Origin of the sequence: Arthrobacter sp. 3Tela_A (assembly GCF_049311025.1) — a bacterium.
In the GTDB taxonomy this organism is placed as follows: Bacteria; Actinomycetota; Actinomycetes; order Actinomycetales; family Micrococcaceae; genus Arthrobacter_B.
Genome location: NZ_JAXIOM010000048.1, coordinates 20,306 through 33,989, shown reverse-complemented (window position 1 = coordinate 33,989; position 13,684 = coordinate 20,306). Strand labels below are relative to the sequence as shown.

The 13,684-nt window shown below is 65.7% G+C and carries 16 protein-coding genes and 1 pseudogene; 8 read left to right on the top strand and 9 right to left on the bottom strand.

What is annotated here, in order from left to right:
* The coding region (locus tag TVC13_RS13625; protein WP_422401728.1) for a CAP domain-containing protein at positions 1–630 on the bottom strand (630 nt) is incomplete at its 3' end.
* Between the two features lie 255 nt (positions 631–885).
* On the opposite strand from TVC13_RS13625, the gene TVC13_RS13620 reads away from it, so the two are divergent.
* Positions 886–1,053: a GNAT family N-acetyltransferase gene (locus tag TVC13_RS13620; RefSeq protein WP_422401727.1), complete on the top strand. Its 168-nt coding sequence runs from the start codon at positions 886–888 to the stop codon at positions 1,051–1,053.
* On the opposite strand, the gene TVC13_RS13615 is transcribed toward TVC13_RS13620, so the two are convergent.
* Positions 1,050–1,493: a nitroreductase family deazaflavin-dependent oxidoreductase gene (locus TVC13_RS13615; protein WP_422401726.1), complete on the bottom strand. Its 444-nt coding sequence runs from the start codon at positions 1,491–1,493 to the stop codon at positions 1,050–1,052. The genes TVC13_RS13620 and TVC13_RS13615 overlap by 4 nt on opposite strands.
* 46 nt (positions 1,494–1,539) lie before the next feature.
* Positions 1,540–2,457: a tRNA glutamyl-Q(34) synthetase GluQRS gene (gene gluQRS, locus TVC13_RS13610; protein ID WP_422401725.1), complete on the bottom strand. Its 918-nt coding sequence runs from the start codon at positions 2,455–2,457 to the stop codon at positions 1,540–1,542.
* A 95-nt stretch (positions 2,458–2,552) separates the two neighbouring features.
* Between gluQRS and TVC13_RS13605 the strand changes: the two genes are divergently transcribed.
* The 3 genes from TVC13_RS13605 (at position 2,553) to TVC13_RS13595 (ending at position 5,513) form a co-directional block, all read left to right on the top strand.
* Positions 2,553–3,461, top strand: coding sequence for an LLM class flavin-dependent oxidoreductase (locus TVC13_RS13605; protein WP_422401724.1), 909 nt, complete (start codon positions 2,553–2,555; stop codon positions 3,459–3,461).
* A gap of 46 nt (positions 3,462–3,507) precedes the next feature.
* Positions 3,508–3,951 carry a nucleoside deaminase gene (locus TVC13_RS13600; RefSeq protein WP_422401723.1) on the top strand — a complete coding sequence of 148 codons (444 nt, stop codon included), beginning with the start codon at positions 3,508–3,510 and terminating at the stop codon, positions 3,949–3,951.
* Between the two features lie 116 nt (positions 3,952–4,067).
* The gene (locus TVC13_RS13595; protein WP_422401722.1) at positions 4,068–5,513 is read left to right on the top strand and encodes an alpha/beta hydrolase family protein; all 1,446 of its coding nucleotides are present in this window, start codon (positions 4,068–4,070) and stop codon (positions 5,511–5,513) included.
* Positions 5,514–5,566: 53 nt separating this feature from the next.
* On the opposite strand, the gene TVC13_RS13590 is transcribed toward TVC13_RS13595, so the two are convergent.
* The gene (locus TVC13_RS13590; RefSeq protein ID WP_422401721.1) at positions 5,567–6,289 is read right to left on the bottom strand and encodes an MBL fold metallo-hydrolase; all 723 of its coding nucleotides are present in this window, start codon (positions 6,287–6,289) and stop codon (positions 5,567–5,569) included.
* A gap of 97 nt (positions 6,290–6,386) precedes the next feature.
* Here TVC13_RS13590 and TVC13_RS13585 point away from each other — a divergent pair, with 97 nt between their 5' ends.
* Positions 6,387–6,908 (top strand): TetR/AcrR family transcriptional regulator, encoded by a 522-nt coding sequence (locus tag TVC13_RS13585; RefSeq protein WP_422401720.1) that lies wholly within the window; start codon positions 6,387–6,389, stop codon positions 6,906–6,908.
* A 29-nt stretch (positions 6,909–6,937) separates the two neighbouring features.
* Here TVC13_RS13585 and TVC13_RS13580 read toward each other — a convergent pair whose 3' ends face one another.
* The 4 genes and pseudogenes from TVC13_RS13580 to TVC13_RS13565 all read right to left on the bottom strand — a co-directional run.
* A complete protein-coding gene (locus TVC13_RS13580; RefSeq protein ID WP_422401719.1) occupies positions 6,938–7,372 on the bottom strand; it encodes a VOC family protein in 435 nt (144 codons plus the stop codon).
* Between the two features lie 21 nt (positions 7,373–7,393).
* A complete protein-coding gene (locus TVC13_RS13575) occupies positions 7,394–7,876 on the bottom strand; it encodes an SRPBCC family protein (RefSeq protein WP_422401718.1) in 483 nt (160 codons plus the stop codon).
* Positions 7,873–8,373 (bottom strand): SRPBCC family protein, encoded by a 501-nt coding sequence (locus TVC13_RS13570; RefSeq protein WP_422401717.1) that lies wholly within the window; start codon positions 8,371–8,373, stop codon positions 7,873–7,875. The genes TVC13_RS13575 and TVC13_RS13570 overlap by 4 nt, the downstream gene beginning before the upstream one ends.
* Positions 8,374–8,420: 47 nt before the next feature.
* Positions 8,421–8,738: pseudogene (locus tag TVC13_RS13565) on the bottom strand (ArsR/SmtB family transcription factor); the annotation flags it as partial.
* A 265-nt stretch (positions 8,739–9,003) separates the two neighbouring features.
* On the opposite strand from TVC13_RS13565, the gene TVC13_RS13560 reads away from it, so the two are divergent.
* The 3 genes from TVC13_RS13560 to TVC13_RS13550 all read left to right on the top strand — a co-directional run bounded on the left by TVC13_RS13560 (position 9,004) and on the right by TVC13_RS13550 (position 12,102).
* Positions 9,004–9,507 (top strand): DinB family protein, encoded by a 504-nt coding sequence (locus TVC13_RS13560; protein ID WP_422401716.1) that lies wholly within the window; start codon positions 9,004–9,006, stop codon positions 9,505–9,507.
* A gap of 205 nt (positions 9,508–9,712) precedes the next feature.
* Positions 9,713–11,134 carry a short-chain fatty acid transporter gene (locus TVC13_RS13555; protein ID WP_422401715.1) on the top strand — a complete coding sequence of 474 codons (1,422 nt, stop codon included), beginning with the start codon at positions 9,713–9,715 and terminating at the stop codon, positions 11,132–11,134.
* Positions 11,135–11,304: 170 nt separating this feature from the next.
* Positions 11,305–12,102, top strand: a complete 798-nt coding sequence (locus tag TVC13_RS13550; protein ID WP_422401714.1) for a DUF4190 domain-containing protein — start codon at positions 11,305–11,307, stop codon at positions 12,100–12,102.
* Positions 12,103–12,178: 76 nt separating this feature from the next.
* On the opposite strand, the gene TVC13_RS13545 is transcribed toward TVC13_RS13550, so the two are convergent.
* The gene (locus TVC13_RS13545) at positions 12,179–13,588 is read right to left on the bottom strand and encodes an NtaA/DmoA family FMN-dependent monooxygenase (RefSeq protein ID WP_422401713.1); all 1,410 of its coding nucleotides are present in this window, start codon (positions 13,586–13,588) and stop codon (positions 12,179–12,181) included.
* Positions 13,589–13,684: the final 96 nt, after the last annotated feature.

Below are 13,684 nucleotides of genomic sequence, written 5' to 3'. Positions count from 1 at the left end.
CTCAGGGGCCGGGGCAGGATCCGGAACCGGAGCGGGAGCGGGCGCCGGCACCGGAGCGGGGCCGGGGTCCGGCACTGCAGCGGCGCCCGGGGCAGGAACGGTCGCCGGGTGGTCAGGCGAATACTGGAAGAAATTCGCCACCGCGTACAATGCCTGGTCCCCATCTGCAAACGTCACACCAATTCCAAGCGTATTCAAATCCGGATCGCTGAGAATTGCATTATGCCCGGGAGAGTTTATCCACTGCTGCACAATTCCCTGCGCACTGTGATCTGAGCGTGAGGCGATAACCTCGCCTGCCTTGCTCCAGCCCGCCAGGTCCATCGAGCCGGCGTAATCCGGGTTGTGTTCGAACACCCCGGTGGAGGCCATCTGGTCCGACCAGCCTTGGGCGGTCTGGGAAACCACGGGATTGTACTGCACAGGTGCCAGTCCCTGGGCCGCGCGGAAAGCGTTTATCTCCGCGAATATCTCGGCCAGGACCTGCTCCTGCGAGGCTGCGGTGGCCCCAGGCTCCGTGGTCACGGCGGGAGCGAACGAGGGCGCCGCCACAGCAGCAGTGCCAACTCCACCGGCACCAATAACGGCCGAAAGGGTAACGACGCTAAGCGATTTCTTGGTTTTATTCACAGGATGAGACCTTTCGTAGGTTGCGGTCACTATGTGGCTCATCCCCCCGCTTTCACCGTACAAAAGACCGCCCCAAAATCACAATTCCAATTCGAATTCATGGAGTGGCAGCTATTGCCCTTCACAAGTTCAAAACCCGAATCTACAATTAGCTCGCCTAAAAACGGGGGTATGGGTTCGCTACCATCAGGCCCATGGAAGCCACCATCCGGGATGCAACATCCACAGATGCCCCAGGCTGTGCAGCCCTCGGGCATGACACTGCCCAATCCGGCCAGTGAAAGGCTGCATGCCGGACTGGGGTTCACGCCGGTGGGAGTGTTCCGCCGCGTCGGCTGGAAAAACGGCGCCTGGCAGGACGTCAGCTGGATGCAGCTGGACCTTGCCGGCTGGGCCGGAGAAGGGACGGGAGAAGCGCCCTAAGCCACTTCCATCCGCTCCAGCACAAACACCGGAATCTCACGGTCGGTCCTGGCCTGGTAATCGGCGTAGGGCGGGTAGGCCTCGACAGCTCGCTCCCACCACTCAGCCTTCTCTTCACCAGTGATCTCGCGGGCCTGCATGTCCCACTTCTGCGGGCCGTCCTGCAGCTCCACATGCGGATGGGCCTTGATGTTGAAGTACCAGACGGGATGCTTCGGAGCGCCGCCCATGGACGCAACCACCGCGTAATCGCCGTCGTGCTCCACCCGCATCAGCGGAGTTTTACGCAGCTTTCCGCTCTTGGCGCCCTTGGTGGTCAGCAGGATCACCGGGCGTCCGTTCAGGGTGCTGCCGCGGGTGCCGCCGGAGGACTCGATTTCCTCGGCCTGGTCGCGGGAGCGCTTGGAGGTGCTGGGGGCATATTCACCGGTTAGAGGCATGCGTCCCAGTTAACACCCAAGTCCGGACGGCGCACCACCCCGGATCTCAGGAAGCGGAGGGAGCCGCCGGTGGCGTGAAGATCCACGGTTCCCGCGGTAGCCGGCCCGGATCGAAAACCTCCAGCGCTTCAGGGAGGGTGCCGGGAAGCCCGAGCGAGCCCAGGATCATCGCCGCTGCCTCCGGTGCGGAAATCCCCAGGTCCGCCAGCGCGCCCAGGGTGACGGCGCCGTCGCGCTTGGCCAGCCGCTTGCCGCTCTCAGAGAGGACCAGCGGCACGTGGACGTACTCGACCGGCGGCAGCCCGAGCAGGGACGCAAGGTAGGCCTGCCGGGGTGTGGAGGAGAGGAGATCGTCCCCGCGCACCACCTGGTCGATGCCCTGGGCCGCATCGTCGACGACGACGGCCAGGTTGTAGGGCGGAACACCGTCGTTGCGCAGCAGCACCAGGTCATCCACCACTCCGGTGTACGGACCGTGCAGCACATCGTGGACCGTGTACTCCTGCACATCAGCGCGCAGCCGCAGGGCAGGCGGACGTTCGTGTCGGCGTCGTTCGCGTTCAGCCTCGGAGAGGTTGCGGCAGGTTCCCGGGTAGGCACCGGGGGGAGAATGCGGGGCCCGCGGGGCATCGGAGATCTCCGCACGGGTGCAGAAGCACTCGTAGACTCTGCCTTCGGCCCGGAGCTTGGCGATGGCATCGAGGTACACGGCAGTGCGGTCGGACTGGCGGATGACCTCGCCGTCCCAGTCCAGGCCGACGGCGGCAAGATCGCGCAGCTGAACTGCCTCGGCGCCGGCGCGGGCACGGTCCAGGTCCTCTACCCGGAGGATGAACCGGCGGCCGCTGCTGCGGGCGAACAGCCAGGCCAGCAGCGCCGTCCGCAGATTGCCGACGTGCAGTTCGCCGGACGGGCTGGGAGCGAACCGGCCGGCGCCGGCGGGAGAAGCAGAAAGAGGAAGCACGCCTTCCAGCCTACAAACTCCGCAGCACATCAGTTCACCGGGCACTAGACTGGCGGGCACCACCGGCAGACAGCCTCCCCGAAGGAGACCGAACCATGCCCGACTACGGCCGCGACCTGCTCTTCGGAGCCTTCATCACCCCGGTAGCCGCGCCCGCCCAGCAGGCTGTGGAACTGGCCGTCACTGCCGAAACGGCGGGACTGGACCTGGCAGCGTTCCAGGACCACCCGTACCAGCCGCGGTTCCTGGACACCTGGACGCTGATGTCCTATGCCGCCGCACGCACCAGCAGGATCCGCCTGCTGCCGGACGTGCTGAACCTGCCGCTGCGCCAGCCCGTGGTGGTGGCCCGCAGCGCCGCAAGCCTGGACCTGCTCAGCGGCGGACGGCTGGAGCTGGGGCTGGGGACGGGAGCTTTCTGGGACGCGATCGTTGCTGCCGGCGGTCAGCGGCTCTCCCCGGGGGACGCGGTGACGGGCCTGGAGGAGGCGATCCGGATCATCCGCGGTGTCTGGGATACCGACGAGACCGCCCCGCTTCGGGTGGAGGGAAAGATCCACCAGGTGCGCGGCGCCAAGCGCGGTCCGGCTCCGGCGCACGACGTCGGTATCTGGCTGGGTGCCTACAAGCCGCGCATGCTGCGGCTCACCGGCGCGGCGGCGGACGGCTGGCTGCCCTCGCTGGGCTATCTGCGCGGCGGACCCGCGGATCTGGTTCCCCTGAACGCAGCAATTGACGACGGCGCCGCCTCCGCTGGCCGGGACCCGGCGTCCGTGCGCCGGCTGCTGAACATCAGCGGCTCCTTCGAGCCCGCGGGCAGGGGACTGCTGCAGGGACCCCCGGCACAGTGGGCAGAGCAGCTGGCCGAAATGGCAGTCGAGTACGGGATCTCCGGGTTCATTCTGGCCTCCGATGACGCGGCCAGCATTACCCGGTTCGGTGCGGAGGTGGCACCAGCTGTGCGGGACCTGGTGGCGGACGCCCGCTCATCCCGGACCGCCTGAGTCCGCGGGCCTTCCGCACCTGAACACGGCACCCTAATGTGGGGAAATGACATCGGAGCTGCTGTTGCCCGCCCTGAACGCCGCCCGGAAGGGCAAGGAAGAGGGAGGAATCCCCATAGGCGCCGCCCTGTTCATCGACGGCACCATTGTGGCTACCGGGCACAACCGCCGCCAGCAGCTGGGAAGCGTCATCCGGCACGCAGAGATGGACTGCCTCGAACATGCGGGCAGGCTTCCGGCGGGCTCCTATTCGCGGGCCACCATGGTGACCACGCTGTCCCCGTGCGAGATGTGCACCGGAGCGATCCTCCTCTACCGGATTCCGCGCGTCATCATCGGGGAGAACCGCAGCTACCGCGGGGCCGAGGACCTGCTGCGCCAGCGCGGGGTGCAGGTGGACGTGCTGGACGATCCGGCCTGCGTACTGCTGATGGAAGAGTTCATGACCGACTACCCCTCGCTCTGGAATGAGGACATCGGCGTGCTCTAACCAGGGCACGCGGCCGATTCTGCCCGCCGTTTCCTTGCCTGTTCCGCCACCGTCATGAAGGATGGCCGCAGCGGGGGCGAAGAACTGCAACGGCGCAGGAAGGATCGGAACAACGCATGCGAAAACTCACAACCTTGGGGATGGCCGTGACGCTGGCCCTGGTGGCAGCACCAGCCACCGCCACTGCGGCAGAACCAGTAACCGAACTGGGCGGAACACTCGCCAACGGAGCCACCTGGGCCGCTGAAGTGCCTGCGGACTGGAACGGAAAACTCGTGCTCTACAGCCACGGCTTCCGCCCCGGACCGGACAATCCGGCGTGGGATCCGGGCTTCGACTCGACCGCGCAGGCCCTGACCGACCGCGGCTTCGCGGTAGCGGCGTCGTCGTACGCCACTGCCGGGTGGGCGCTGGGCACCGCGGTGCAGGACCAGCTGGACACCCTGGCCGCGTTTTCAGCCGAAGCCGGGGAGCCCGAGCGGACCATCGCTTTCGGCACGTCAATGGGTGGGCTCGTGAGCAGCCTGATCGCAGAGACGCCATACAGCGGGGTGGACGGTGCGGTGAGCACCTGCGGGCTGCTGGGCGGCGGCATCAACCTGAACAACTACCAGCTGGACGGGGTGCACGCGCTCGCCGAGTTGCTGCTGCCGGGTCAGGACCTGCAGCTGACCGGCTTCCGCACGCCGGAAGAGGCCGGCGTGACCATCGCGGCTCTGATGCAGGCCGTCCAGCAGGCGCAAACTACTCCGGAAGGACGGGCGCGGCTCGCGCTGGCCTCGGCCCTGATGAACACTCCCACCTGGTTCAGCGGGGACACCGCTCCAGGATCCCGGGACTACGCCGCGCAGCAGGAAGCGCAGTACAACTGGCTGCTGCAGACCATTCCGTTTGTGGTCGGCTCCCGGGTTTCGATTGTCACCGCGGCAGACGGGGACAGCGGCTGGAACAAGGGTGTGGACTACCGGGCGCTGCTGCAGCGCTCGGCCCAGCGGCAGCAGGTGGACGCGCTCTACCGGGCAGCCGGGCTTGAGCTGAACCGGGACCTGCGTACCCTGACCTCGTCGGCGGACATCGAACCGGACGAAGAGGCGCTGGAGTGGATGGACCGCACCTCCACACCCCAGGGAGACCTGCAGATCCCGGTGCTCACCATGCACACCCTGGCGGACATCCTGGCGCCGGTGGAATACATGGAGGAATATGAGGAAACCGTCCGGGAAGCGCGGGCGACGCCGCTGCTGCGGCAGTCGTTCATCGAGCGCACCGGGCACTGTACCTTTACGGACGCCGAGCGTGTGGCGGCTGTGCTGGCCATGGACCAGCGGCTGGAAACCGGGCGTTGGGCCAACATCGCCGAGCCGCGGCAGCTGGACCGGCTTGCTGAATCGCTGGGGCTTGGCGAGGCTGACTTCATCAAATACCGTCCGGCTGAGTTCGTAAACGACCGCAGCTGGAACCCGGACACCGGACACGGTCCCGGCAAAGGTCACGGGCCCGGCAATGGTCACGAACACGGTCCCGGCAAGGGGAACGGAAACGCGCCCGGCAAGGGCCGCTGATCCCGGGGTCTGATCCGGGGTCTGACTCCGGCCAGACCGGTGGAGGTTTCTGCCTAGGCCCCGGCGCGAACGGACGCGGCCACTTCGCTGACCTGACCATTCCACGGTGTGCCGTGGCCGGGTAGGACCCACTCCACGTCCGTCAGCCGGGTGAGCCGATCAAGCGTTTCCAGCGCCTGGGCAGGATCGTCCGTGAAGGGTGACGGCTGCAGCCCGGTCCGGCCCGAGAGCACATTGCGGGTGGTGAGGGCATCTCCGACGAACAGTGCTTTCACCCCCGGAACGTGGACTGCCACGCTGCCGGGGGAGTGGCCGGGAAGTCCGATGATGCGCGGCGAGCCGGGAAGGTCCAGCACGTCCCCGTCCGCGACCGGAACGACGTCGGTGAGGTAGCTGGTGCGCCAGCCCTGCTTGCGCAGTGAATAGGCGAGGAACCGTGCCAGGGGCCCGGGGCGCATGCCGCCCGCCGAGCCCGGAGCCGGCTTGTAGCGCTGGGTTCCAAGTGCCCGCGCTGCATCCGCACCGTGGATGTACACCGGCACACCGGTTTGCAGGCGGAGCCGCTCGGCGAAACCGATGTGGTCCGTATCGCCGTGGGTCAGGACAACGCCGCGGATGTCGTCCAGCGTCCGTCCGATGGCGGCCAGCTCGTGTTCCAGGTCCCGCCAGTGCCCGGCGAGGCCGGCGTCGACGACGGTGATGCCGTCGTCGGTCACCACCAGATAGGCGGCGACGATGTCATTGCCGATCCGGTGCACTTGAGGTGTGAGTTTCATGCTGGCTCCTCTGGTTTGCCGGCGCGTCCGGCTTCCATGGCTAACCTAATTAGCTATGATGGCTAATGTCAATAGCCAGCGATTTCCAGGAGAACCCATGCCGACGCCGCAGCGCACGTCCCTGGAGGCCATCGTCGCAGCAGGGCGCACAGCCCTGGAAGACGGCGGCCCCGAGCACGTCACCATGAACGCCGTAGCGGACCGCGTCGGCGTCCGGGCCCCCTCGCTCTACAAGCGGGTCAAGGACCGCGAGGCGCTGCTGGGTATGATTGCGTCGGCCACGCTGGAGGACCTGCGGGAACGGCTGCAGGGCCAGGACTCCCTGGCCGGCCTGGCCCGCACCTACCGGACCTTTGCGCATGAACACCCCGAGGGATTCCGGCTGATCCAGACCCGCACGGCTTCCGCGGAGGACCTGGCAAGAGCCAGTGAGCCGGTGCTGGCCGCGGCGCGGAAGGCCGTGGGAGAAACCGATGCCCTGGAAGCTGCACGGTTCATGACAGCCTGGCTGACCGGGTTCATCACCATGGAACTCGCCGGCGCCTTCCGGTTGGGCGGGGATCTGGACTGGGCTTTCGAGTACGGAATCGAGCGGGTCGCAGCTGCCATGGAAGGCTGATGCGGCTCCGCCCGCTCCCGTAAACGGCCCTAGATCCCCTCACCCAGCTGCGGGCGCGCGCTGTACGGAATCAGCGGGTGTTCGGCCCGGGCCTTGATCTGCTGCACCACCCACGAGTTGCCGTCCGGATCCGAGAAGCCGAACAGGGTGCCGCCGTCGCGCTCATCCATCACCGCGACGTCGCCGGCCTCCACACCCCGGGACAGCAGTTCCTCGCGGGCGGCATGGGCATCCGGAACCACCAGCTGCAGCCCCTTGAGAGACCCGGGCTCCATCTGCTCCTCACCCGGCAGGCTGCCGATGACGATCGAGCAGCCGGAACCCGGCGGAGTGAGCTGGGCGAAAGCCATGTGGTCGTTGACGGTGTGATGGTCCAGGTCGAAGCCAACCTGGTCGGAGTAGAACGCGATGCTGCGGTCCAGGTCGCTGACCGGTACGCGGATGACTTCCAGGGTCCAATCCATGTTTTCCTCCAAAGATGAGCGTCAGGCCGTGGCGAACGCGAGCAGCTGCTCGAGCTTGTCGTAGCCGGAGGCCATGCCGGATTCCATACCCGAGGAGACGAAGTTATCCCGGGTCTGGACCGATGGGTAGACCGAGTGACCGCTTAGTTTGGACCGGCCGCCGGGCAGATCCTCGAACCGGAGGAAATCCAGGCTCGCCTGGTCCGGATAGCCCTCGTATTCGAAGGTCTGCAGGATGAATTCCCCGGGCCGGATGTTGTGGAAGACGCCGCGGAAGGCGTACTCGCCGCCGTCGTCGTCGTTTTGGACAAACCGGTAGGAACCGCCCGGAGTGGCCTCGAACGCATCGATCCGGGTTTCAAGTTCATCTGGCCCCACCCACTGGGCGTAGGAGTCCGCAGTGACGTGGGCGCGGAAGACGTCGAGCGCCGGGTAGTCGAACTCACGGGTGTAATCGATGTACGGGGCACCGTCGGGAAGGGAGACTTCCAGTGCGTTCGTCATGATGCCTCCTGCGGAACATCGGTCCGGCCGGCGAGCAGCTCCTCGAGCCGGGAGTACGAGTCAGTCATGCCCTCCTCCATGCCGGAGGCTGCCATGCCGTCGCGTGCCTCCTGCGTGGGGTAGACAGAGTGCACCGTGATGCGGGTGCGCCCGTCGCCCAGATCTTCGAAGGTGTTGAATTCAAGACTGACGACGTCGGGATAACCAGAGAATTCGAAAGTCTGGATCGCGAACTCGTTCTCCCGGACGGTGTGGAAGATGCCGGTGAAGTCGTACGGGATACCCTCGGGGCCGGTGTGCGTGTACTTGTACGTTCCGCCGGTGGTGAAGTCGTAGTGGTCCATTTCCATCTTCATGCCGCGCGGACCGAGCCACTGGCTGACCAGGTCGGGATCAGCGTGGGCACGGAACACGTCCGCCACGGGAAAGTCGATCTCGCGTGAATAGTCGATGAAGGGGACGCCGTCGGGAACGGATAGCTGCAGTGCGTTGGTCATTGTTCTTAGTCCTTTGCCTGCCGGCCGCGCTCGGCGGCCTGTTGGTGGAGCACAGCATCAAGGCTGCGGAACTGCCCTTCCATGACCAGGCGGTACCGGTCGATCCAGGCGGTCAGTGCCTCCAGCCGTGCGGGGTTCAGGTGGACGGGCCGGCGCTGTGCGTCACGGGTTCGCGTGACCAGCTGCGCCTGCTCGAGGACCTGGATGTGCTTCGAAACCGCCTGCTTGCTGATTTCGAAGGGTTCGGCGAGTTCGTTGACCGTGGCAGGGCCCCTGGAAAGCCGGGCGATGATCCGCCGCCGTGCCGGATCGGCCAGGGCCAGAAAGGCCCGGTCGAGCAGGACGTCTTCTGGGGCTTCGGCCATGTTCGTGCCAACGTTCGCGTCGCTTGAATCCAACCTGTTTGTTGATCAACCTTGCGGTTGATTACGCACGAACATACGCCTGCAGGACCCGCCCGGCAAGAGGATGGGCAAAGAAGTTTTGAGCTGCTTTTCCCCACCCGGACGGCAGCATGGATCGGTGCCGGAGCCGGAGTGGTGCTGCTCCTTGGAGTGCTGCTCCTGCGGCTCGCGGGTTTGTGACAGCGGTTCTTTCCTGCTCAGACAGCGGCGCGGCTACGCTGGCCGCATGCTTACCGATGAACGAATCGACCCGCCCGATGCTGCTGACGAGCGCGAAACCCTGAACGGATTCCTGGACTACCTGCGCGCCAGCATTGTCTACAAGGCCCAGGGACTCAGCGACGCCGACGCCGCCCGGCAGGTTCTGCCCTCTCTCCTGACGGTGTCCGGTCTGCTCCGCCACCTTGCCGACGTCGAACGCTGGTGGTTCCGGGCGCAGCTGGACGGTCAGACCGGCATCCCTACGCGCTGGAGCGGGGATGATCCGGACGCCGAATTCCGGGTCACTGCCCAGGACAGCCTCGCCGAGATCATTGCCGACTACCAGGCGGCCTGCGCCGAGTCCCGCGAAGTTGCCGGGCGCTACGGGCTGGATGACATGTGCAAGGCCGATCACAGCGCCGCCCACAACCTGCGCTGGGTGCTGGTGCACATGGTTGAGGAGACCGGGCGGCACTGCGGGCACCTGGACATCGTCCGCGAACTGCTCGACGGCGTCACGGGGGAGTAGCGGTCCGCTCCGGCGGGCGGGGCGGACCACGATGGTTGACACCTTCAACGACCACTCGCTGACCTGTCCCGACCGCTGAATGTGATGTTTGACACAGTTGTATGCGTCGATGAGACTGGCTGTCGCGGACCCCGGTTAGAAACCCTAACCGGGTCCCTGCAGGTCACCGGACTTGCCCGCGAAATAAAGAGGAAGGACGACAACGATGTTGCAGACCCTCTCCCGGCCGCTCAGCCGCTTTGTAGAGAGATGGCTTCCAGGCTCTTTCATCCTGGCGGTGATCCTGACGGCAATAGTCGCCGTCATGGCGTTGACTATGACAGACGTCGCTCCCGACAAGCTGGTGCTGGGCTGGGGTGAAGGGCTGACCGGACTGCTCTCGTTCATGACCCAGGTAGCGCTGGTCCTCCTGCTTGGCTTCACCCTCGCCAACACCCGGCCGGTACACCGGCTGCTGGTCCGCGTAGCCTCGGTGCCGCAAACGCCCCGGCAGGCTTACGGGTTCGTCACCATCATCGCGGGTATCGCATCGCTCATCAGCTTCGGCCTGGGACTGATTGTCGGCGGCGTCATGGCCCTCGAAGTGGCACGCGCTGCCCGGAACCGCGGAATCAAGCTCCACTACCCGCTGCTCGTGGCCTCTGCCTACAGCGGATTCGTAGTCTGGCACATGGGTTACTCCGGTTCAGGACCGCTGAACGCTGCCACCGAGGGAGGCGCTTACGCTACGCTCCCCGGCGGTCTCGTGGACATCACCGAGACCACGTTCTCCAGCTGGAACATGATCGCTGCTGTGGTCACGCTGGTGGCCGTTGCCGGTGCCATGATGCTGCTGGCGCCGAAGCAGCCCGAATTGGTGGTCGCCGCCCCCGACGACGTCTTTGCCGAGGGCGACGCAGCGGAGGCTGAGAAGGCCAAGCCTGCCTCGGCCGCCCGCCGGAGGAGCCGGAAAACCGGCCCGGGCGCAGCGGCCGCGACGGAGGAAGGAACCCGCAAAACTCCGGCCGAACGACTTGAAAACCTCCGGGTCTTCACCCTGGCGCTGGGCGTGATGCTGGGCATTTACCTTGTGCTCCACTTCGGAAACAACGGCTTCGCCCTGACCCTGGACATCGTCAACTGGACTTTCCTGTGCCTGATCATGCTCCTGGTCGGCAACGCCCGCGAACTGGCAGATCTCATCGCCCGCGGCGGCCGCACTGTGGGCGAGGTGCTCCTGCAGTACCCGCTCTACGCGGGGATCATCGGCATGATGAGCGTCAGTGGACTCGTGGACATCATCAGTGAGTTCTTCATCAACATCTCCTCGCCGGCGACCCTGGGCCTGTGGACATTCCTCGCCGCGGGGCTGCTCAACATGTTCATCCCCTCCGGCGGCGGCCAGTTCGCCGTGATGGCACCGCTGTTCGCCAACGCCGCAGACGCACTGCAGGTCGACCAGTCCGTGGTGATCATGGCGATCTCCTACGGTGACCAGTGGACGAACATGATCCAGCCGTTCTGGGCTATCCCGCTTCTGGCCGTGGCAGGGCTAAAGATCCGCGAAATCCTGGGCTACACGTTCGTGACCCTGGTCCTGAGCGGCATTATCTTCGCGGGGACACTGCTCCTCGTCGGCGCGGGTTAGACGGGATCACCCGCCCGCCAGCGTATCGACGGCGCCGCCGGCAACTCCGGACTGGAAGTCCCCGCAGGGTGAATGTCAGAGGCAGGTTGTAACGTTGGCCGGGCAGGACAAGGAATGTCCTGCGGCGGCCTCACAAGCTGCCGGACATCGCATCCTATGGGGGATATGTAATGGAAAACCAAACTTACTCGCCGGCCCCGGCAACGCTGCCGGCCCCGCCCGCAAAGCCCGGGAAGGGCCTGGCTGTCACCGCGCTGGTCCTCGGCATCGTCGCCCTGGCGCTGTGCTGGGTTCCCGTGCTCAATAACGTGTTCCTGTTCGTTGGCCTTGCGGGGCTGGGTTTCGGCATCGCTGCACTGGTGGTGGCGTCGAAGCGCCGGGCGCCCAAAGGGATGCCTATTGCCGGTCTGATTCTCAGCGTCCTTTCGATCATCGGTGTCTTCGCCACCCAGGCACTGTACACAGCTGCCATCGACTCGGTTGTAGAAAGCATTGAAGACAGTTCAGACGGCGTCGTTGCCGCTCCTGAGGCCGAACAGCAGGAAGCAGCCGCAGAATCCCTGGCACTTGGCAGCTCGGCTGAGGTTGGCGAGTACACAGTGACCGTCACGGGAGTGAACCTGAACGGCAACGATCAGGTCATGGCCGCAAACCAGTTCAACGAGCCGCCCGCAGGCCAGTACGTCCTGGTCGACCTCGCGGTTGTCTACAACGGATCTGAAGAGGGCGATCCCTGGATCGATCTCACTACGGAGTTCGCCGGTTCCGATGCCCGGCAGTACTCGAGTTCCACCTGCACGGCGGTCTCACCCAACCCGGCTCACGAAGTTCCTACGCTGACCAACGGTGGTGCAGGCAACTTCACCGTGTGCTTTGACGTACCCGTCGAGGCGATGACCGATGCAAAGATTCTGGTGGAAAGTTTGTTCTCGCTTCGGGACGACCGCGTGTACTGGGCTGCGCAGTAACTCATACGGTGACCGGTGCCCCACGTGCCTGGAATGACAGGGCGCGAGGGGCACTGGACACGAGCGATATACAGGGTTAACGCGCGGCGAGAACGTCTCGCGCGCCGCCGGCTTCGGCCCAGCTGTGCGGACCGTTGGTGAACGCACCCCGGTAGGCGGCAGCCGGGTGCCGCTCGTTGAGCTGCGGTGCGCCAAAGAGCTTCTGCCGCAGCGGGCCTTCGGCGTATTCGGTCTGCGCCAGGCCGCGGTCCCGGAGTACCGGCAGAACCTTGTCCGCGAACTCCTCGAATGATCCGGGGATTACCCAGTTCATGACGTTGATGCCGTCCACCCCCGCCGCCTGCCACAGCTCGATGGCGTCGGCGATCTGCGCCGGCGTGCCCACGATGCGGCTGGCACGGGTCTGCCGGCCGGCGATGTCACCGACCACAGGCTCGCGGTCGGTGATCGACTTGGAGATCCATTCGACGAAACCCTTGCTGGTGTTCGAATCCACCTGGGCGAGCGGCGTTTCCGGCGGATACACCCGCCCGGACTTGTCCACGATCGCCGCGTGCGCCGCGTACCCGTCCACGCTGGCATAGCGGTCATATTCCTCGGCTTTTTCCCGTGCCTCCGCTTCGGTGTCCCCGATGACAAAGGACAGTCCCTGGAAGAACTTGATGTCCTCAGCCCGGCGTCCGTACTCCACTGCCTGCCGGCGGGTGTCGGCGATCTGTGCGGCAACGGTCTGCGGTGTCGGGGAACCCAGGAACACGGCTTCAGCGTTCCGGGCGGCAAAGGCACGGCCCGACGCCGAGGACCCGGCCTGGAACAGCAGCGGAGTCCGCTGTGGGGACGGGGAAGGCAGATGGGGTCCCTCCACCCGGTAACGCGCTCCCTGATGGTAGATCTTATGGACCCGGGCCGGGTCCGAATACAGGCCGCGTTTCCGGTCCTTCAGCAGCGCGCCGTCGTCCCAGGATCCCTCCCACAGCTTGTACGCCACGTCCACGTATTCCTGGGCCCACTCATACCGTTCCGCATGGTCCACAAGCTGCGGAAGGCCGAAGTTCCGGGACCCGTTGTCGCCGATCCCGGTAACGATGTTCCACGCCACACGGCCGCCGGAGATGTGGTCCAGGGTGGACACCTGCCGGGCGAAGTTGAACGGGTGGTTCTGCATCACGTTGGACGTCAGCGCCAGGCCGAGGTGCTTGGTTTTAACGGCAAGGGCACCGAGCAGCACGGTTGGATCATTGCTGGGAATCTGCAGGCCCTCACGCAGGTAGACATCAAAGTCCGCGTCGGCGTCGCCGTACAGTCCCGTCACATCCGCGAAGAACATGGCATCAAACTTGGCGGCCTCCAGCGTCTGGGCCAGCCCAATCCAGGTCTCGACGTCGTTGAATTCAACCTGCCCGGCGTCCGGGCGGCGCCACTGGCCGTGGTGGATGTGTGAAGCGGTGTTCATGACGAACGCGTTGAAGTGCAGCGGCTTGCTCATGGGATTCCTTCGGGGCAATGGTCGGGGCGGTAAGCGTGCACCGATGATGGCAGGCGCCGCAGTACGGACCGCAGGAACGTGACGCCGTGCTCCAGA

Coding starts and splice junctions, on each gene's coding strand:
- TVC13_RS13620 (WP_422401727.1), top strand. CDS start 886: ATGACACTGCCCAATCCGGCCAGTGAAAGGCTGCATGCCGGACTGGGG.
- TVC13_RS13560 (WP_422401716.1), top strand. CDS start 9,004: ATGCTTACCGATGAACGAATCGACCCGCCCGATGCTGCTGACGAGCGC.
- TVC13_RS13590 (WP_422401721.1), bottom strand. CDS start 6,289: ATGAAACTCACACCTCAAGTGCACCGGATCGGCAATGACATCGTCGCC.
- TVC13_RS13595 (WP_422401722.1), top strand. CDS start 4,068: ATGCGAAAACTCACAACCTTGGGGATGGCCGTGACGCTGGCCCTGGTG.
- TVC13_RS13600 (WP_422401723.1), top strand. CDS start 3,508: ATGACATCGGAGCTGCTGTTGCCCGCCCTGAACGCCGCCCGGAAGGGC.
- TVC13_RS13550 (WP_422401714.1), top strand. CDS start 11,305: ATGGAAAACCAAACTTACTCGCCGGCCCCGGCAACGCTGCCGGCCCCG.
- TVC13_RS13545 (WP_422401713.1), bottom strand. CDS start 13,588: ATGAGCAAGCCGCTGCACTTCAACGCGTTCGTCATGAACACCGCTTCA.
- TVC13_RS13615 (WP_422401726.1), bottom strand. CDS start 1,493: ATGCCTCTAACCGGTGAATATGCCCCCAGCACCTCCAAGCGCTCCCGC.
- TVC13_RS13575 (WP_422401718.1), bottom strand. CDS start 7,876: ATGACGAACGCACTGGAAGTCTCCCTTCCCGACGGTGCCCCGTACATC.
- TVC13_RS13585 (WP_422401720.1), top strand. CDS start 6,387: ATGCCGACGCCGCAGCGCACGTCCCTGGAGGCCATCGTCGCAGCAGGG.
- TVC13_RS13580 (WP_422401719.1), bottom strand. CDS start 7,372: ATGGATTGGACCCTGGAAGTCATCCGCGTACCGGTCAGCGACCTGGAC.
- TVC13_RS13570 (WP_422401717.1), bottom strand. CDS start 8,373: ATGACCAACGCACTGCAGCTATCCGTTCCCGACGGCGTCCCCTTCATC.
- TVC13_RS13605 (WP_422401724.1), top strand. CDS start 2,553: ATGCCCGACTACGGCCGCGACCTGCTCTTCGGAGCCTTCATCACCCCG.
- TVC13_RS13555 (WP_422401715.1), top strand. CDS start 9,713: ATGTTGCAGACCCTCTCCCGGCCGCTCAGCCGCTTTGTAGAGAGATGG.